Origin of the sequence: Lamprocystis purpurea DSM 4197, from assembly GCF_000379525.1 — a bacterium.
Lineage (GTDB): Bacteria > Pseudomonadota > Gammaproteobacteria > Chromatiales > Chromatiaceae > Thiodictyon > Thiodictyon purpureum.
This window is the reverse complement of record NZ_KB902386.1, coordinates 13203-31748: the sequence shown is the minus strand read 5'-3', so window position 1 is coordinate 31748 and position 18546 is coordinate 13203. Positions and strand designations below refer to the sequence as shown.

General features: G+C 66.5%; 12 protein-coding genes. All 12 read right to left on the bottom strand.

Going from position 1 to position 18546, the window contains the following annotated elements; genetic code table 11:
- Window positions 1-82: 82 nt before the first annotated feature.
- The 12 genes from pglX (A39O_RS0104585) to A39O_RS36190 all read right to left on the bottom strand — a co-directional run bounded on the left by pglX (A39O_RS0104585) (window position 83) and on the right by A39O_RS36190 (window position 18498).
- Window positions 83-1438, bottom strand: a complete 1356-nt coding sequence (gene pglX, locus A39O_RS0104585; protein WP_020503527.1) for a BREX-2 system adenine-specific DNA-methyltransferase PglX — start codon at window positions 1436-1438, stop codon at window positions 83-85.
- Window positions 1439-1469: 31 nt separating this feature from the next.
- Window positions 1470-1811: a nucleotidyltransferase domain-containing protein gene (locus A39O_RS0104580; RefSeq protein WP_020503526.1), complete on the bottom strand. Its 342-nt coding sequence runs from the start codon at window positions 1809-1811 to the stop codon at window positions 1470-1472.
- A complete protein-coding gene (pglX, locus tag A39O_RS31985) occupies window positions 1808-4357 on the bottom strand; it encodes a BREX-2 system adenine-specific DNA-methyltransferase PglX (RefSeq protein ID WP_020503525.1) in 2550 nt (849 codons plus the stop codon). The genes A39O_RS0104580 and pglX (A39O_RS31985) overlap by 4 nt, the downstream gene beginning before the upstream one ends.
- Window positions 4354-8646: a BREX system serine/threonine kinase PglW gene (gene pglW, locus A39O_RS31980; protein WP_040527144.1), complete on the bottom strand. Its 4293-nt coding sequence runs from the start codon at window positions 8644-8646 to the stop codon at window positions 4354-4356. The genes pglX (A39O_RS31985) and pglW overlap by 4 nt, the downstream gene beginning before the upstream one ends.
- Window positions 8647-8907: 261 nt before the next feature.
- Window positions 8908-9258, bottom strand: a complete 351-nt coding sequence (locus A39O_RS0104565; RefSeq protein WP_020503523.1) for a hypothetical protein — start codon at window positions 9256-9258, stop codon at window positions 8908-8910.
- A 932-nt stretch (window positions 9259-10190) separates the two neighbouring features.
- Window positions 10191-10481 (bottom strand): hypothetical protein, encoded by a 291-nt coding sequence (locus A39O_RS40310; RefSeq protein WP_157639626.1) that lies wholly within the window; start codon window positions 10479-10481, stop codon window positions 10191-10193.
- A gap of 58 nt (window positions 10482-10539) precedes the next feature.
- The gene (locus A39O_RS0104560) at window positions 10540-14187 is read right to left on the bottom strand and encodes a conjugal transfer protein TraG N-terminal domain-containing protein (RefSeq protein WP_020503522.1); all 3648 of its coding nucleotides are present in this window, start codon (window positions 14185-14187) and stop codon (window positions 10540-10542) included.
- A 3-nt stretch (window positions 14188-14190) separates the two neighbouring features.
- Window positions 14191-15633: a conjugal transfer protein TraH gene (locus A39O_RS0104555; RefSeq protein ID WP_026199166.1), complete on the bottom strand. Its 1443-nt coding sequence runs from the start codon at window positions 15631-15633 to the stop codon at window positions 14191-14193.
- Window positions 15617-16582 (bottom strand): conjugal transfer protein TraF, encoded by a 966-nt coding sequence (traF, locus tag A39O_RS0104550; RefSeq protein WP_020503520.1) that lies wholly within the window; start codon window positions 16580-16582, stop codon window positions 15617-15619. Before traF ends, A39O_RS0104555 begins: the two co-directional genes overlap by 17 nt.
- On the bottom strand, window positions 16566-17060 hold the full coding sequence (locus A39O_RS0104545) for a FlhC family transcriptional regulator (protein ID WP_020503519.1): 495 nt from the start codon (window positions 17058-17060) through the stop codon (window positions 16566-16568). The genes traF and A39O_RS0104545 overlap by 17 nt, the downstream gene beginning before the upstream one ends.
- Window positions 17057-17476 (bottom strand): hypothetical protein, encoded by a 420-nt coding sequence (locus A39O_RS0104540; RefSeq protein WP_157639624.1) that lies wholly within the window; start codon window positions 17474-17476, stop codon window positions 17057-17059. Before A39O_RS0104540 ends, A39O_RS0104545 begins: the two co-directional genes overlap by 4 nt.
- Window positions 17458-18498 (bottom strand): lytic transglycosylase domain-containing protein, encoded by a 1041-nt coding sequence (locus A39O_RS36190; protein ID WP_211211536.1) that lies wholly within the window; start codon window positions 18496-18498, stop codon window positions 17458-17460. Before A39O_RS36190 ends, A39O_RS0104540 begins: the two co-directional genes overlap by 19 nt.
- Between the last annotated feature and the right edge of the window lie 48 nt (window positions 18499-18546).

The following is an 18546-nucleotide window of genomic DNA, read 5'->3' as shown; positions in this document are numbered from 1 at the left end:
GGGNGAGGGGAAGCCGGCACGAGGCCTCAGCGTCCGAGCGAGATTCCCCTCACCCCAACCCCTCCCCCGTGGGAGGAGGGGCTCAAGAACCCACCTTCGGCTTACGCCCGCGCCGCGCAACCACCTGGCCGGGCGGGCGCCAGGCACTCAGCGCCTCCAGGGTCAAGTCCAGCGCGCGTGCCTCTTCGGCCAGGAAACCCGTGAAATAGTCGCCCATGCGCTGGTCAGAATCTGGATCGTAGTCATTGTGCCATTGGAGTATCCAGGGCAAAAGCTCCTGAATGCCGGCCAGCAGCGGGGTCAATCGCTCGGCGGTCCAGCCCTCGCGGTCCTTCATGTCCAGGTAATAGGTGGCGATCACCATGGCCTGCTGCAGGGCGTTCCAGCCGGCCCAGGTGATCGGCAGGCTGCGATCGGCGTCGCGCTCGCACCCCGGGTAGCTGACGAAGCGCTCCTTTGGTACGTCCAGACTGCCGCGCAGGCGCCAGTAGGCGGTCTTGAGGAAGTCCGCGGAGTTGTACTTGGGCGGGACCGGGATGTCGCCCAGTTCGGCTTGCTTGCGGGTGCGCTGCTCGGCTGCGAGGGCCTCTGCGGCGGCCTGCTCGGCGGCCGGATCAATCGGTCCATCCCCGCCCTGCATGGCGCGGAAGCCGGCCTCCACCTCGGCGTCGATGGCATCCTCCCGACGCTGAAGGCGCCAGGTCTCCTCCCACTGGGCGCGTTTGCGCAGGCCCGAGTCCTTGTATCGCAGCACCGGTAGAAAGGGTACAGACTCGGCCTCCACCAGTTCTGTGACCAGGGCCGCGAGGTCGAAGTCCATCCGGCCCCGGTAGACGGCGGCAAATTCCAAGAACTCAGCGTCGTCATGGAGCCGGTCAGCGAGGCGCGCGCTGGTGGTGAGTCGGGGCTCCGGGGCCTGTCCAGTGCTGGGCAGCGCGGTTCCACTCCGGCCGGAGAAGAGCGCTTCGATACGGTCCAGAAGCCAGCCGCGCAGGGCGTCCCGCTCCTGCTCCTCCCAGGGTGTCCAGGACCAGCGCCGTTTGTATTCGGGCCGTTCGATGAGCCCGATGTTGCGGTCGGACTCGATCAGCGCGATGCGCCGCTCCACCAAGCGTCGATAGTCCTCCGGCCAGTGCTCGGGCAACGCGGTGATGGGTGTCGATCCGTGGCGCGAGAACCAGGCTGTCTCCAACTCCCCCTCGGCCATGCGCCGGGCCATGACGATCTCGAAAGCCCGTTCGCCCAGCGCGATCCTCGGCAAAGCCGCTCCCCGGGAGAGGGGTTGGGGTGACGGGTGGTACTCAAGGTCCTCTTCGATGAGCCCATAGAGCCGATAGCAGCGCCAGTCCAGTTCCTCCTGGGTGGCAATCATCTGGCGGCGGATGTCCTCCGCACGGTCCCGGGCGGCATTGAGGCGGGCGCGCAGGGCCTGGGTCATGGCGGCGGTTCCAGTGCGCGGCGGATCGCATTCAAAGCCTGATTCCCTCACGGTGGACGTTGCGGATCAGCGCGGGGGCTCGGTGATGCTCCGGGTGTTCCCACTCGTCCTCCCAGACCGGTAAGGGTTGGATCAGGATACCTGTCTCCAGCAGCACGTCGAAGGCCATGTCCGCCAGGTCGAGTTTGGTGTCGAGGAAGGGGCCGTTCGGTCCGCGCAGCAAGACGGCGATGTCGGCGTCGCTATCCGGGCGATGGCTGTGTCGGGCGCGGCTGCCGAACAGGACTGCACCCGCCAGGTCGTAGCGTGCCGACACCCGCTCGATGAAGGCGCGTGCCGCGCGCTCGGTATCCGCATCGATTGGGGTCGTCATGGCGCAGTGTCCTCCGGGTCCGGTAGCCCCTCCCCCCTCGGGGGAGGGGTTGGGGAGAGGGGATTCAGGCACGCAGCCGCCGCCTGCGCTGAGGTCGCGCGCTGGTTTCCCCTCACCCCCGACCCCTCTCCCGCTGGGGGAGGGGAGGAAGAGGCCAGCACGGCGGCGGGGAGGCAGTCGGTCAGCTCGCGGGCCAGGGTGTCTAACTGGCGGGCGAGGTCGGTGGGAGGGGGTTCGACGAGGGGAAATTGTTGCAGGCCGGTGCCGGTGAATTCGTAGAAGTTCTCGAAGGCATCCGTGGTCTGCCGCGCACCCTTGGTATCCACTGTGCTCCCTTTGTTGTGAAACACCTGCTTGAGCCAAAAGCAGGCAGCCGAGCTATTGAGAAGCCCGAGCAAGGCCAGATGGTCTTTCTCAGTCGCCCCAGCCGGCAACTTGATGATCGGCGCGGAGCGGTTGAAAAGGTTGCCGCCACGATCAAGGAGAAAGTGGTTGTGCGTGGCAACGAACGCGAAACCTATCTTGAGCGGCGCGAAATATCTATCCGGGTAAAACATTGAGTATTCATAGAATTCGCCGCCTGCTTCGCGTTTCGTCTTGAAGCCCTTGCCCTGGCGAAGCCATAATTGAGTGCGGTACCGCCACAAGACCTTGAGATAGGACCCAAGCGCACCTGCGGGCAAGGTGCCGGATGCGTCATAAGGAAAAACAACGTCCGGTAGCTCGTTAGTTGCCCAGTCGCGGATGGCCTCTCCAAAACCGTAACGAGTCACGGCACTCGGATCTAGACCCCAGCGCGTACTGCTACCCCGCGGGATCACAAATGCTTCGTCTTCTCGCGTCACCGCGCCAAAGCCGATGAGTTCGACCTGATCTTTCAATGGCTGTCCCTGCTCGCTGATGCTTTCATATAACGATGCGGCACCACCCCCGCCAATGCTCCATGGGTGCTTTGTGAAAACCGCCCTTGGCACATCCGCGACGCTGATGTAGGCGCTTTCGCTACCGGCTTTGTTCGCTTGTGCCACGATGGCGCCCCACACCAGTCCCTTCGCCGGATCAACCGGTGTTTCCGGCTCGCCCTTGATGCCCATGACGCTGCGGACAGTCACCTCGACCGGCGGCCGGTTACGCCCAAACAGGATAACGGTCGGGGTTCCGTGGCCGGGGATGTAGGCCCCCGAGGTGTCGATGACGTGCGAGAGATCCACGCGGGGCAGGAATGACTCGATCAGCTTCTTTCCGAATTCCCGCTTCATGAATGAATTGGCGGCGATCAGCCCGACGTAGCCGGCAGGCTGGGTGCTGCTCGCGGGCAGTGCCAGGTCAAAAAACCGCTCAGTAAAGGGGGCCACCAGCGAATACTGCATGTGGCAGGTAACGTAGAACTGCCGATAAAGCACACCGAGCACCGAATCCTTGACGGTGATGTAAGGCGGATTCCCAACCACCGCGTGATACCGCTGCCCCAGGATTCGCCGAACTACCTCCAAATCTTCAGTGGCATAGGCATGGCCCAGTCCGCGGGTGCTCAAACCCTCGGCCTCTCCCCCCAAGTCCAGTTCGGCGAACCGCCGCCCATGCAGCAGACTGTCGCCGACCGCCACATTGACCCGGAAGTCCGGCGCATCCGCCAGTCGCCGAATGCCGACAACAGCGAGTGCCGCCATCGTCAGCCGGAAGTGCGCAATCGCTACGGCGAAGGGGTTGAGGTCGACCCCATAAACGCCATCGAGCGCCCGCTGGGCCAAATCCGGAAGGTTGCGCCCCGGCTCGTTGGTTGCCCAACGATCGAAGAGCCGACGGAAGGCCCCGAGCAGGAAGTGACCCGAGCCGCAGGTGGGGTCGATGAGCCGGACTGTCTGATAACCGAAGGCGGCCAGGGCTGGGGTCAGGGTGCGGTCGAGGATGAATTCCTCGACAAAGATGGGCGTCTGGAGCAGGGCGTATTTCTTGCGGACGGACTCGGAGAGGTCCTGATAGAGGTCGCCGAGGAAGCGGGTGTCCAGGTCCGCATCGGTGAAGTCGTGCAGGACCTCACCCGTATCCGGGTTGACCATCCGCCAGAAGCCGAGCAATGCCATGGCCCCGTCGCCGGAGGGGCCGAGTCGCCAGACCGGGTTGTGGGTCGGGTCGAAGAGCCCGCTCATGGCCGGCAGCCGCGCGACCTCTGCGAAGCAGGCGAGCAGGTACTCCCGATCCGACTCCATGGGGTGGGCACGGAAGAACTCCTCGTGCCGGTCCTGTGCCAGGTCGCGCTGGGGCTTGGTGGCCCCGGAGAGCCAGGGTCGCTCGCAGAGTCCGTTGTCTTCGATGAAGCGCAGGAAGACGCAGGCGAGTATCCAGTGGACGGCGGCTTGGGTGACCTCTTCCTCCTGCCACTGCGCATAGGCCGATCCGACCCGGCCGGAGTCGCGGGCCCGCTGCCACTCGCCGCGCAGTAGGGACTCCAAGCCGGTCTGGAAGTCGATGCGCTCGCGCAGATCCTGCTCCAGCCCGGTCATGAGCTTGCGCAGTGCATCCAGGAGTTTGCGGCTGTCGATCATGCGGTGACCTGGGTGCTGGGAGCCATGCCCGAACCGGCAGTGCCGTTGGTCCCGGTGCGGTGCAGGTTGGTGGCCCAGGCGTGCGGGACCACCGCCCACTGGGCGGCGGTCACGGTCGGCACGATGAGTCCGTCGATGGCGGGCGGGCCTGGGATGACCATGGGGACGAGCATCCAGAGCCCCGGTGGTCCGCCGGGGCGGCTGACGGCGTGTTGCAGGTCGGCGAGCAGGCCCCGGAGCCGGTAGCGGCCCAGTAGTCCCGGATCGACCAACAGCAGGGGGCGGGTCGCGGCCAGGATGCGCTCCCGCACTGCCGGTAGGGCACGGTTGACGAGTTGGAGCAGCCGGTTCCAGTCGGCGCCTCCACCGGGGCCGTCCCCGTCCGCACGCGACACCAGGGGCCAACTCACCTTGAGGGTCTGGGCCTGGTCGCGCATGGCCGTGACCAGTAGTGCATCAAGGCTCAGCCGCTCCAGGTCGAAGCGGCGCAGCAACTCCGCCTCCACCGGCCGGGCGAGCCGCACGCCGCAACTCAGGGCCAGGAAGCCGCCGCTGCGGGCCGCGGTCTCGAGCTTGACCTCCAACTGGCGGGCGGCGGCCACCTCCGGGGTGAGGGGTACGCCCGCGGCGATGAAGGTGTCGAGCCGTTGGTGGGGACTGCTGGAGCCGATGCTGGGGTCAAAGCCCGCGCTTGGCCGCTCATAGGCCGGGCCTTCGGGCCGGTCTGCGCGCCAGATGAGATCCAGGCCAGCCCCGCGCAGCAGGTCGTCCAGTTCCGGGGGGTCGGGCAGGGGGGCGGCCTCCGGGTAACGCCCGAGGACCCGCTCTCGGCATTGGGTGAGCGTGAGTACCCGTGGACCATAGAGCGACCCGACGGCGAGTGCGATGGCCTGGGCGGGCCCCATGCCGCAGGGGTAGATCTCGCCGCGGCTGGAGAGTGCCGCCCGGCGGGAGGCCGCCGCCGCGAGCTTGAGCAGACGGGCCGGCGCCGCGGCCAGCCCCTCGGGCGCGGGGATGGCTTGCAATGCCTCACTGGCGCGTTGGGGGGAAAGGATGGGATCGGCGGCGGCCAGCCGGTCGGCCTCGCGGCCCAAGGCCAGGGCCCAATCGGCGCTCTGGGTGTCGCGGGCGACCAGCGGCTCGCGGGGTCCATCGAAAACCTGGAAACGCGGGGCGGCGAGGCCGGCCTCGGCCTCGATCGCGGCCCGGGCGACGGCCCCGGCGAGTTGCAGGCGCTCGGTCTGCGCCTGCTCCATCGAGCCCCGGGCGGCCAGCAGTCCGCGGGCGGTCTCCGCGGCGGTCATGGCGCCGCCGTGGCTGGTCAGAAGCGCGAGGACCTGCTCGCGGACCTGCGTCATGGGCGTGGCCTTTTGCCAGCGTTCGCGGGCCAGCAGCAGGGCGTCGGTGAGTCGGCCGCGGGCCAGGTCGCAGGCACGGGCGGCTTGGCCTAGGCTTGGCCAGAGGTTGAGCGGGTAGCTTCCCCTCACTCCAACCCCTCCCCCGAGGGGGGAGGGGCTCTCTTCCTCCCATCTCCCCCCGGGAGAGGGGCCGGGGGTGAGGAGAATAGGCTCCAACCCCAGCCAAATGGCCAAGGCCCGCTCCTCCGGCCGGTCGTCCCCCAAAGGGCGCCGCGGCAGCAGGTGGGCGGCGAGGTCGTCGATGCTGGTTCCGCCGAGATCGGTGTCGGTGGCCGTGAGCCCGCCCGGTACCAGATCAAGGCGCAGTTGCGCCAGGCGCTTGGCCTGGAGCCGAATCTCCTTGCGGACCTTGTCGCCGACCCCCTTCAGGTAGCGGAAGCGCACGCGGTCGACGGCGAGCAACTCGGACACCGTGTGGATGCCCATCCGGTCCAGGCAATTCTGGGCTTCCAGGCTATAGCCCAGTTCGGCGATGGTGGTCAGGGGCGTGGCCCGACGGGCGATGCCGTCGAATTCATCCGCCTCCGTGGTCGGTTGACGCGCCTCGTCGAAGGCCCGCCGCCAGGCGCGCAGCATCTCGGTGGCGTTGTCGTAACGCTCACGCGCCTCGCGCCGCAGCGCCTTGGCGAAGAAGGCGGTGAGTCCGTCGCGCAGCGCCGGGTCAAAATGTTCGGACGCGATGGTGACCTCGCACTCCAGGCTGGCCGCGTCGCTGACACCATCACCCCAGAAAGGCACCTTACGGGTGAGCAGTTCATAGAGGGTGACGGCGACGGCGAAGCGCTCGGCGTAGAGGTCCCAGCGTGGTGGGCGGCGCAGGCTGAGAAAGGGGTCCAGGTAGGGGCGGGTGCCGGCGTGCAGGTTCTCGGGCGGGGTGCGCGCCAGGGAGAAATCGAACAGGACGAGTTGCAGGCGCCGGTCCTTGCCGGTGGCGATGCCGATGTTCTCCGGCTTGATGTCCCGGTGCGCCACGCCCTCCGACTCCAGGTAATCGGTGACCGCGAGCAGTTCCTCACCGAAGCGGGAGACCAGGTCCAGGGAGATCGGCTCCGCCTCCCGGATGTGTTTGGCCAGGGTCTTGTCTCCGGCCCTGGTCATCAGGATGGCGGTGCGCCCGGCGACCGCGCGGGTCCCCCGGTATTCGATGACGTTGGGGTGGCGCAGACGCGCCAGGATCTCGCCCTCGGCACGGACCCGCTGGTCCTGGGTCTGGTCCGCGGCGACCTTGAGTACCAGGTCTACATCCGCGCCGTCGGGGCGGACTAGGAGGGCGACGGCGGTGGCGCCGCGGCCAAGATACTTCACCACCGTGAAGCCGCCGTCCAACCGGTCGCCCTTACCCGCGACCATCGGGTCGACGGTGACCTCGGGGGCGGGGGCGGTCAGCTCGTCCTCGACCAGCTCCAGATAGTCCAGGAACTCATCGACCGTGGCGATGCGGCTGCTGACTTCCGGTTGGGTGCTGGACTGCACCAGGTCCTGCAGCGCCTGGCCGGCGCCGTCCATGGCGTCGGAGATGCGCAGCCCGTGGCCGGTGCGCAGACGCTCAAACAGCTCCAGGCGAGAGGCCGCCGGGGGCTGCCCGGTGAAGAGGTGGTAGGCGATGGCGCCCAGCGAGAAGCAGTCCATGTGCGCGCCGGCGGCGATGTCGGGTCGCAGCGCCTCCGGGGCCAGGTAGACCTGGTCCGGCTCCTCGATGAAGTCCTCAATGTGGCGGGTGCCGAGCGTCCGCAGCAGGGTCGCCCCGGCCGTGGCCTCGCGCACGGCGGCTTGCCAGTTCATCACCTGCACGACGGGTGCTGTGGTCTCGGGGCCCTGGATCAGCACGCTCTGGGGGGCCAGCGCGCGATGGTAGAGTCGCCGGCCGTGGGCATATTTCAGTACCTCGGCCAGTTGACGCAGGATGCGCAGCCGCAGATCCAGGCTGAGCGTGGCGCCGTGCTCGCGCAGAAAGAAGTCGAGCCGGACGGCGCCCGGGTCTAACTCGAAGACGAGCGCGGGGCCGAGTTCGGTCTCCTTGAAGTCGTTGACCTTGACGATGCCGGGGTGCGCGATGCCTTCCAAGACCTGAAACTCGCGCAGGGCCGCCTTCTTGAGATCCGCGCGCACCTGTTCGCCGCTGCCGCCGGCAAAGGAGTAGATGCGGATGCGGCGGTGGACCCCGGCACTGAGATGGGTGCCATGGAAGTCCTGCCAGCCCTCTCCCTCGGCGAGGAGGCCCTTCAGCTCATAGTCGCCGACCCGGCGCGAGCGGTTGGACGGGCGGATCCCGGATTCGCCGACGGCCTTCACGATCGCCCGGGCGAGGCTGCGGTCGACAAGCACGGACCTTGCGGTGTCTGTCCCCAAGGCGGCGGGCGGACTGGTGAGGGCGGCGATGATCCCGCGATCGTCGGGGCGCCCGGGCTGACCTCGCCCGTGGACGCGGGCGAGGCCGGACGGGTCGAGCCGGCAGATCGTGCGCGTCGCGGCGAGGAAAATGAGCGGTTCGACCCAGGGCAGGCGCGCGCGGGACTTGGCGATGGCCGGCTGCCGACGCAGCAACGCCGCGAGCCGCTTGGCCTTGCGGTTGGTCAGGATCAGGGGGTTGTCGTCGGTGACGCTGCGGCCGTTCTCGCTCCAGGTCCAGGTGTGGGCATCCCCGGTCAGGACTCCGGGCCGGCTCTTGACCTCAAGGAGGAAGATCCCCTGGGGCGAGAGGACCAGGGCGTCGCACTCGTTGACCCGGCCCTCGTCGTCGATGAACTCGAAGTTCGTCCAGGCATGCCAGGGCTCGCCGTCGGGGAGTTGTTCCCTCAGCCAATCGAGCGCCTCCCGCTCCCAGGGAAACCGGGAGGCGGTGATGGCGGACCAGCGGGAGGTCATGGGCATGGGTCGACTGTACCGGGTCGGATGCAGGGTGGCGGGGGTAAGCGGGATCAGGTGTTGTGCCGAGCCCGTACGCCAAACCGCACCCAGACCGGCCGTCGCAATCCGCAGAAGATAACCGATCGGGACCTGTCGATGCACTAACCCAATCAGTGGTGGGAGTTTGGGGCAAGATGGCTTGGCTGTGACGACGGCATGTGCGGGGATGCCTGGACCGTGCGGGTGGAGCGGGCCGGGCGCGTGTCCCCGGCCCGCGAGGTGGCGTTACAACGCGTCCATCAGCCCTGCGGAGAATCCGCACATCTCCCCGCGTACCGTCTCGAATCCGGTGGTTCGCTCCGTGAGGGGCTTAATAGTCATTTCGTGTCCTCCGGCGGCTTCCCATCGGATCATGGTGCGCTCGATGATCCGCGCGAGTTCGTTGGGGACGATGATTTGCCCGGCGGTTCTTCTGAAGCGAAGCGACGCAGCAAACTGTGTCCCCGCCTCGGCTCCGCGCCCGTACCCGGGTTCATAGCCGTCGTCTCGAAGGGCGCGCAGCAACGTGTCTGAGGCGACAGGGATCTCTTGCCACTTGCTTAAAATAATTGATTGATCTTGTTTTGCTTTTCTCATTAGATGCGGTTTATTTCAGGGGTAACAAGAACGAACCAGACACTCGTCACACGGGTGCGTATGCACCTGACATCAGGAGTCGCTGATTCATGGGTGCATGCTTCCTGCAGAGCAAAGCGCCTAATCGAAAGATCGCTATACTCCGCTTCTTCCTATAAACTAAACGGAGACTGCTAGCGTTTTATCCGGCGCACTGTTGCTGACGATGTGGTTGTCCAGGCCGAACGCAGCAACGAGAACGTCGCCATGCGCGACGATACGCGTAAGCGGCTTTGAATGAAAATGATCAGCGCACGGCCAGGTCGCGGACCTGTATTTGCTCTCGGATCAGTTGACACGTCCCGCGGTGCGAGACCTCTCCAGTGATCGCGAATAGCGTAGGTAAGGGCATGGTTGGCCGATTAACATTATTCCCCTGGCACATTTCATTACATTTTCTTCATGATGTGAACCGCTCTGGTGAATTTGATCCAGGCGAGGGAATCTGAAGCAAAACCTAGTCCGCTGGTCTGACATTTGCTGCCGCTGGTCGAATGCTTGCTCCAAGAGAACTCTTCGCCAGGCCGAACTCATTCAACAGTTGGGTGATGAAATCGCCGTGCTCAAGGCTGAAAGGGGCGTCCAAATTCAAGCCGAGCGGAATGGAGGTCCAGACCGCGGATCGCGTCTTCGACCGACAGGATAGGCGGTCGGCTACCGGTAGATGTAGGGAGAGGGCACGTAGCCGCCCCCGGAGCGGAGCGCCGGGGCACAAGCGGCGGTCGCGCTGGCCGAGTCCGTCCGGCGGCAGTACCCGGACAGATTCTACGAGGTGCGCTACGCTTCGGTCACACTACGCGTTACCGTTTTGACATCTGTCTGACCCCGGCGGGTCGCTGCTCGTGGGGGACCCTGCTGGCCTCGCTCCATGGGCGCCACGCGTAGACCACGGGTTAGTCCAAGTGGTGGCGTTCAAACGTATCCTCTCCGTAGAAAAAGCCTCCCGCATCTGTTGCTCCCGTCATGCTGAGACCACTGCTTGGATTTGTTGCCGGCGGTTCTTCGTCGCACTGATGCGCGCGGTTGCCCTGGACGCTTTGAGTCACCAGTGCGTACAGGAAAACACCGAGTGAAAAAGCCGCTCCCAGGTTGCGGTCCAATGCGAACGCAACCACGATCAGTATCGTGATCGCGAGCGTCCGCCAGGCCCGCCGAGGGACAGTACGTAAAGCGCGTAGGTTCAATTCGTTCTCCTGGGTGAGGTGTGACAGGTCATTCTGTTCGGTCTCCGCAGTCCATCGCTTATGGTGCCCGGCCGACGTGCCGGAAGGCGGCGGACACTTTCGGGAGATACTCCAACGTCTCCTGTTTGAGCGGCTTGCCGCGACCTACCAAATACTCTTCGATACGGCGCGGCCCCGCGTTGTAGGCCATGACGGCGTGGTTCCAGTTGCCGAACGTCCGATAATCCCGCGCGAGGTGTTGCGCCGCCCCTTCCGCGGCTTCCACGGGGTCGAATGGGTTTGCAACGCCGAGCGTTGTTGCCGTCTTCGGCATGAGCTGGAACATGCCTTGCGCGCCGACTGGAGAAACCGCTTTCGGGTTGAATTGGCTCTCGACCGAAGCGATCGCCGTCAACAAGCCGGTGGGCAATCCATAGTCCCGCTCAACGGCGCCAAAATGATCTCTCAGGTGCGCGGGTGCCAGCAGCGGACGATCGGCGCCCCCGCTGGGGGCGCCGTTTAATCCATGGTCAGGGCTTTTTTTTTCCGCCGTTTGGGTGTTGTAGCTTCCAATCAGTCGTAGATCAGTGTCATCCCGACTGCCTGCCGCACGCTCGATCAAGTCGGCCATCTGCGTCCCATGCGTGGGACCCGCTTCATTGATTACCGCCTGGCGGGCAGCTTGTTGGGCCTGGCTGGGCAGTTCAGCGAGCATCGAGTCGGTAGCCGCGCGAAACAGCTGCTGCTGGGTATCCGTGAGTCCGAACCCTGCAACCTGCTGCATCCGCGCCTCGATCATCGCCTTGCGCGCTCCGCTCCAGCCCTGCTCGCTGCCCGCCGCGGTGCGACCGGCGACGACCGCCTCCTTGAAATCACCACCATCGAGCAAGGTTTGTCCGAACGCTTTCGTCACCGCAATCACCTCGTGCGCGACGCCGGCGACACCGGTTCGGGCCAGCGCACCGGACTCCGCCATCTGAACGAGCAGTCCACCGGCCGCATGATGGGCAATCTGCGCCGCAGGGCGAGGCAACCCTGCGTGCTGATCGATGATCGCGCCTAACTGATCTTGCTTTCCAGCCCGGAGCGCAGTTTGCCCGTCGGACCGGAAGCCTGACACCGCTTGCTGTGCCCCCGCTCCGAACCGATCGACGGCACCGGGATCCCAGGCATCTGCAACGCCGCGGCCATGCGCATCGAGCTGATCCTGCAACGTGGGCGTGTCTTGACGAACATCGCGTAACTGAGCCCCCTCGACCGCCGTCCGGGTGTTGCCAAAGGCCGGGACCGCGCGTTGCAGGTCGGCGTTGGCATGCGCGTTGATGCCGGCCGGTGCCTGGAAACGGAAGAGGTTACCCAGGATGTCCATGCCATCTTCCTTGGCGGCTGATTGTTCGTCTGCGGCCATGGTTCGGGGCCGCTCGCCGTCGGTGTAACCCAAGAGGAGCCCCATCCCGGCCATGGCCCGTGCCTGCGCGCGGTCCGCGGTGACACCGCCGGCCATCAGGAGGTTGGTCTCGCGCTGAACGTCGCCCTCCAGACCGTAGCGCGCGATCTTCTGCTCCATGCGTTCGGCTAAGGCATGATTCGTCGGTAAGGCGAGCGCGGCGCCGGTCGACACGGCACCATAGGACCCGAGCATGCCAAACCGGTCGGTCAGCGACTCGGCGCGATCCAGGCTACGCGAGGCCGATACCACGTCGTCTGCAGACCGGGTGAGTCGCGACGATTCATCGGTGCTCAATCCTGACGTAAAGACGTTACGATCACCGTTCGACGAATCGACCTTGAGTCCCTCGGCGACACGGGCTTCAAGCCCTTCATTCGAAGTCACTTTTTGCGCGATGTCGGCCGCCATCCGGTCGGACAGGTCGCTTTGGACGCCGTATTGCGTCCGCAATTTGGTTTCGATGTCTGCCTTTGCACCGGCCCCGCCGCTACCAGCGAGCCCGCCAGCGAGGACCGCTACCATCTGATTGGTGGATAGCCCACTCGCGCTGTATTGCTGCGTCAAGCCCTCGGCTTGTTGCCGCAACACCTGATCCGTCTGGCTCGTGGTGGCCTCCTTCATCCAGGTCTCTGCATGGGCGTCGAAGCTCTGGCCACTGCGTGACGCCGTGGTACTCGCCGCACTGCCGAGGGCCGAGGCGAACCCCACGCTTGCCCGCTGCGCCTGCTGCTGACTGGAGCGTAACTCCCGTTGCGTGTCCTGCCCAACATGCGCCGTCCAGGTGACCTGCTCAGCCCCTGGCGCCGCGGTCCCCCGGATCGGTCCGTGATCCTGCAGCGGTTGCATCGACAAGGCGGCCGCCGGATTCACCACGTCCGGCGCGGCAATCTTCTCGTTGATATGGTCGCCGCCTTGGAGGCGTCCCGCCAGATGCGTCGCCGTGATCGCCGACCCATAGATCAACATCAAGCTGATTGCCGGCGTGCTCGCGGCGAGCATCCCCCCGATGCCCAGGTAGTCCGACAGTAGGAAATCGAGCTTCCAGAGGGCCGCGATCGAGGGCAGCGGCAGATTGCCCAGGCCGACCGCCTGGATGGCGTCCATCTTGCCCTGGATGGACATCAAGATGTATAGGTTGATGATCGCCAGGATCGGCTGCCAGAGCTGAATCCACAGCCCGAACAGCAGATACTTGCCGATCATCCGCAAGCCGACCGGACCCAATCCGATGGCGAACACCAGCAGCGGGGACACGGCGAACAGGAAGGCCTCGAAGAAGGTCATCATCGGCCGCACGATCTTCACGAACAGCGTCTCCTCGGCCGCCCACTGGGTGTTCCGCTGGGTCTCCGCCTGCTCGATCATGATCGCATCGTTGAAGTGTTGGATCTCGCGCCAGGATTGCGCATCGGCCTGCGGTAAGGTGGCGGCCAGCACCGCCATCACCATGTAGTTCTGGGCATCGACCCCTTCCCCGGCCACCGCGTCCAGCGCGGAGCGGATCGCCCCGGGCACCGCGTCCGGATTGGTGATTTCCAGTTTGGTGGCCAGCGACTGGCGCAACGCCGGCTCAAAGTGGGCGATGGTGTAGGCCGAGAGATCGGCTGCGGCCTCGTTGCAGGGCTTGGTCACCGGATCGCCACCCAGCCAGAGCTGGGTCGTCCACATCTTGGACGACGTGGCGATCACCTGCTGCCAGCTCGCGCTGTGCACCACATCGGCCAGGGTGCGATTGCGCGTGTCGACGTCGTAGAGGATGCACTCGTTCAGGAAGTTAACGAAACTCAAGTGCATGTCCGCCCCCGGCGTCGGGCTGTTGGCCGCCCCCAACGCGGTCAGCGAGAGGGTCCCCTTGCGTACGCCTTGTAGCAGATGCAGCGGGGAGGCGAACCCGTAGGTCGTCATCGCCGGGGTCGCGAACGCCTGCTCGAAGAGCCGCGTCACCCCATAGCCCACGTTGGACAGCAACGAGCCAATGGCCGCCGGTCCGATCGGCACCTGGTCGACGACGCGGACCGCCCCCGAGTAGAGGTCCTCCACCGACACCTTCACCGTGGGGCCGAACATCGCCGAGTAGACGACCCAGGCGATGAGCATCTGCTGGAACTGCGGTGGCCGCGCCTGGATGGCGCTCTGTACCACGGTCAGAATGACACCAACGGCAAACCCGATGCCGGCGAGTTGGCGCATATCGCCGGAGCCCGACAGCATGGCCACCGCATTGAGCACCGCGGTCAGAAAGGCCCCATCGCCGATCGAATAGATATCCCAGACCATGATTCAACCCCCGCCCGCGTCATTGGCGCCGGCCCGCTGTGGTCGGATCACCGTCGATAGGTTGTGGTAGTAGGCCAGGATGTCCTGCAAGTTCCCGTGTCGCTGGGTCAGCTCGGTGTACTCCTGCGCCACCTCCGCTTTGGCGGTGCGCAGTTGCTCCATCGCCTTGGCGGCATACGGACTCTGGTGCAGGGCGACCACGCCGCCGGCCTGCCGCAGCAGATCGTCGATCAGGAGCTTGACCATTTCGAGCGCGATCACCGGGGCGGCGTGCTCGGCCAGTTCACGGGCGAGGCCGGTGTCGTGGCGGGCCAGATCGCGCAGCAGCGCTGCGACCCCGGCCGGTGCCAACTCCATGAACGCCTTCTCGGCCGCCGACGGCTCGGCCCCGCGCCAGCGGAATTTCTCGATGAGCCCCACCGCGCCGCCCGGGGTCCCCAGGAACATCCGCTTGGTCTGCTGCGCCAGCCCCACCAGGCCCGTCTCGTTGCGGATCGTCGGGGCGAGGCAGCTGTCGGCCGCGCGGTCGTCGCAAGCCCAGAGACTCACCGCCTGGGTCACCCGCCGCGCTGGATCGGCTTCCTGTGCGCCGGGCCCCCACAGTAGATCGCGTACGGACAGAACCTTCGCCAGCGGGGTGATCTCGGGGCTATCGCCGCGGTTGTCCGGCGCCCGCGCGGCACGCCCGACGATGAGGCTGCCGGTGACGCTCATGATGGCTTCGAGCAGTTCATCGTCGCCGCCGCTGAAGCGCGCCCCGACGTTGCCGCGTTTGAGCGCCTGCCACACGATGTTGCCCTGCAGGTCGGCGTCCGCACGCTGCTGGTCGGTCATGGTGCGGGTCGCCTGCGTCGTCGGGTTCTGGCCGGTGGTGGTGGTGCGGGTCTCGAAGATATCCCCGACACCCAGCGCCGAGAGGGTCTGGGAGGTCTTGCTGGTCAGGCTGCCGTTGAAGGCCGAGGCGGCATCGTTCACCAGCCCTTGGGCAAGCTGACAGGAGTCGGCGAAGCCCTGATTGAGCGCCATCAACTTCTTCTGCAGATCGGTGAGCTGCTCAAGACAACTCGGGCACATCGCCCCCATCGCCAACTGGAAGGCGTATCCGGTCGCATTCGAGGCGATCGAGCGCAGCAGATTTTGGAACTGCTCCGCGGAGATAAAGCTGAAGCTGCCCGCGTACATATCGATCCCACCGCAGCCGGCCTCAAAGGACGGTGGGGTAATGTGCCACAACGCTTCAGACGCAATACGGTTGCGCGCCTGTAGCGTGCCGCCGTCGAGTACCCCGCGGCGCTGGCCCAGATGCGCCGTGGGGCTGGTGACATTGACCATGGTGTTGAAGAGCTGTTCGGACTGGTAACGAATGCCGTTGCCGGCGCTGACGGCGCCGCCGGGGAGCAGCACGAGGAGGGACGCGGTGGACAGGAACCTACTCAGACTTCTCATTGACAAGCGCTCTCAATCGGGCAAGGAGGGCCTCGGGGTCGTCCGGCAAATCGCCCGAGAAGGTGGTGGGGTCGTTCAGGGGATGGGTGACCACGGGCAGCGTTTTCGCGACCTCGGCTTCGGAGATCCAGCCCGCGGTCACCGCGGCCAGGACGAAGCGTTCCTGCAACTGGGCCAGCGACAGCAGTCCCTGGGCGACAGGTGCGAAGGCGGGTAGTTCGGGGCGCACCAGAAACACGGCTGGCGTGGACCTGACCCCAAGCGCCTGGCCTTGACCCGCGTCACGTTGGAAGGTCGGGAACAGTCCGCTCGGTAGCGGTTTTCCATCCAGCGAGATGGGCAGGACGTCAAAGCCATACCGCGTGCTGAGGATGTCCAGCAGCGGGGCCTGTGCCTCGCAATAGGGGCAGTCCGAACGAAAGAAGAACCAGACCGAGACCGTGCGCGCGAGGCGCTCCAGTACCGCATCCCGCCCGACGCTGGCCTGCTGGTTGGCCAGGTTGGCACCGAAGGTCGCAGTAGGCCGGTGGGTGATCTCGTCCAGCGAGGGATCGCCCTGGACCACGCGCTCGGCCACCTTGGCGAAGGTGGACGACTTGTCCAGGGTGACCCGCTGCAGGTAGTAGTACACCGCGACGTTCTGCGGCGTGGGGTGGTCGATGGCCAGATCCCGGTAGTGCTCCAGGTGCTCCCGGAACCACTTCGCGGACAGGGCCGGGGGTTCAGCCGGAGCGGCCGGGGGCTCCGGTGCCGCGGGTGCCGGTACCGACGGCGGTGGGGGTTCCGGCGCTGGTTCGCTCGTTGGTGGCAGAGGAGGAGGGCTGTATTGGTACCAAAACCATCCCTGCGCCTTGTCGCCATAGAAGTTCGCCGGACTGGCCGGCCCCGGCCCGGCGACCAGCAGGCCGAGCGCGACCAGCGCCCCCGTGCGCTTACCCGGCGCGTGCATAGAGGGCGCACAGCGGACAGGTGGGGCCGAAGACCGCGTGCGCGACCACCAGATAGGGCACCTGACAGGCCTCGCAGTGCGCCAGGGTGACGCGACCGACCTTGAAGTCGATGGCGACGGCCCACGCCTGGTTGATGTCGAGCGGCTCGCTGCCCCGCGGGGAGAGCGCGCGATACATCGCGTAGGCATGGACGAGCGCCTGCCAATCCACTGCGTCATACCGCGCCCCCGCTCCTAAGTCGGTGTACAGCGCGGCGAACAGCGAGGCGCTGGCGTGCTGGGTGCGGGTCTTGAGGATGCCGGCCAGCGACGTGGCCAGGGGGCCGCCGCGCGGGGCCTCGCCATGCAGCTCATGGTAGAGACTGCGCAACAAGGGGCGCGCCACGCCGGTGCCGGCATGAATGATGGAGATCTTGGCCCGGTGTTGGACCAGGGCGACGGCCAGTGCCATCTGTTGATGCTGGTGCACTGCGGTCATTGATCTACCGACCGCCGCCCGGCCAACGCGGTATGGAGTGCCAGGAGCGGGGGCACGCCCGCGGCCGGTGAGAGCAGACGCCCGCGGTGGGCCCGCTCGATCGCCCGCGTCGGCAACCGCAGCGCGAAGACGCAGACCGGCATGGCGGCGAGGTCCACGATCTCATCGACCCCAGCGGTGGCCAGCCAGTCGGCGAAGGTCTGCGGTACGCCGAAGGCGGCGACGGTGTAGGGGATGCTGTGCTGGGCCGCTTCCCGGGCGGCCATCAGGTAGGTGGTATTGAGGCGTCGGATCACCTCGGCGTGGCTCGGGATCGCCGCCGGGACCTGGATCTGGGCTGAGCCCTGTGGCGCCAGCAAATCGCAGGAGAATCCAGGTGCGTCGGCCAACCGTGAGCTCACTGGCTTATCGTGCATGCGTACGCCTCCCGTGCCGCCAGGACCCGTGGGACATACGCCTGGGTCTCCCGATAAGGTGGGACCTGGTGCCGATGCCGGATCACGGCGTGTTCCCCTGCGTTATAGGCGGCGGCGACCAGCGCCGGATCGCCGCCGAAGCGCTCCGCCAGGTCCCGCAGATAGCGCACCCCGGCGTCGATGTTCTCCGTCAGTTCCCCCGCATTGGCCTGATAGCGCGCCGCCGTCCCGGGCATCAACTGCATGACACCACGGGCCCCCTTGGGACTGCGGGCGGCTTGGTTGAAGCGGCTCTCGGTGTGTGCGACCGCCAAGGCGAACGCCGGGTCGAGACCATGGCGGCGGGCCGCCGCCTCGATTAGCCGCCGGACGAGCGTCTCGCCGGGGCTGCGCTTCGCCCCGGACGGACGTCGCGCGTCGGCGTCCGCTTGCTCTGCCATGCCCAACGCGGTCGCAATGGTGAGGACGCGCCGGCCGAAGGTCCGGGCCGCGCCGGCATCGGCGGGGTAGGCGACATGACCCACGGCGAGTGCCCGGTCGCCCGGTGTCGCGCGCAGGCTGTCGGCCAGGATCGCGGCCCCCAGGCGCAGATTGGTGGCGGGTTCCAGCAGGTCTGCCGGATCGGGCGTGTCGAGTCGGTGACGCCAGCGGTGCAAGTCGATTGCCATCAGTCCAAGTTCCAGTGTGTTGCGTTGATCGTGACTGAGCTGCGCGAGCGCCGCGGCGGCGTCCGCGCGGCTCGGGTAGTGGTGTGGTCGGCCCTGGACCACCAGGGTCCACGGCCACGGGGCGGCCGACCCACCCCCCGCGCTGGTCCCGGTACGGGCGAGTGCCAGGGCATAGAGCAGTGCGGGCTCGACCCCCTGGGCGCGCGCGGCCTGGTCCCATGCGGTCCCGGCGAACGCGATCGGTGGGGGCGCGGCACCGATGGCCGCCGCCGGGCCGGCCAGGGTCGTCGCCACCCAGAACAGCACGCGAAGCGCGATATCGCGCGTTACCCTAACATGATTTTTTGTTTGCATTGTATATCTATCAGATATAATCAGGTCAACCAACGGCGGCGGTAGCGG

What these genes read in the sequence shown, in the direction of transcription:
- pglX (WP_020503527.1), bottom strand. Translation starts at nt 1,438, where the DNA reads ATGACCCAGGCCCTGCGCGCCCGCCTCAATGCCGCCCGGGACCGTGCG.
- A39O_RS0104580 (WP_020503526.1), bottom strand. Translation starts at nt 1,811, where the DNA reads ATGACGACCCCAATCGATGCGGATACCGAGCGCGCGGCACGCGCCTTC.
- pglX (WP_020503525.1), bottom strand. Translation starts at nt 4,357, where the DNA reads ATGATCGACAGCCGCAAACTCCTGGATGCACTGCGCAAGCTCATGACC.
- pglW (WP_040527144.1), bottom strand. Translation starts at nt 8,646, where the DNA reads ATGCCCATGACCTCCCGCTGGTCCGCCATCACCGCCTCCCGGTTTCCC.
- A39O_RS0104565 (WP_020503523.1), bottom strand. Translation starts at nt 9,258, where the DNA reads ATGAGAAAAGCAAAACAAGATCAATCAATTATTTTAAGCAAGTGGCAA.
- A39O_RS0104560 (WP_020503522.1), bottom strand. Translation starts at nt 14,187, where the DNA reads ATGGTCTGGGATATCTATTCGATCGGCGATGGGGCCTTTCTGACCGCG.
- A39O_RS0104555 (WP_026199166.1), bottom strand. Translation starts at nt 15,633, where the DNA reads ATGAGAAGTCTGAGTAGGTTCCTGTCCACCGCGTCCCTCCTCGTGCTG.
- traF (WP_020503520.1), bottom strand. Translation starts at nt 16,582, where the DNA reads ATGCACGCGCCGGGTAAGCGCACGGGGGCGCTGGTCGCGCTCGGCCTG.
- A39O_RS0104545 (WP_020503519.1), bottom strand. Translation starts at nt 17,060, where the DNA reads ATGACCGCAGTGCACCAGCATCAACAGATGGCACTGGCCGTCGCCCTG.
- A39O_RS0104540 (WP_157639624.1), bottom strand. Translation starts at nt 17,476, where the DNA reads ATGCACGATAAGCCAGTGAGCTCACGGTTGGCCGACGCACCTGGATTC.
- A39O_RS36190 (WP_211211536.1), bottom strand. Translation starts at nt 18,498, where the DNA reads ATGCAAACAAAAAATCATGTTAGGGTAACGCGCGATATCGCGCTTCGC.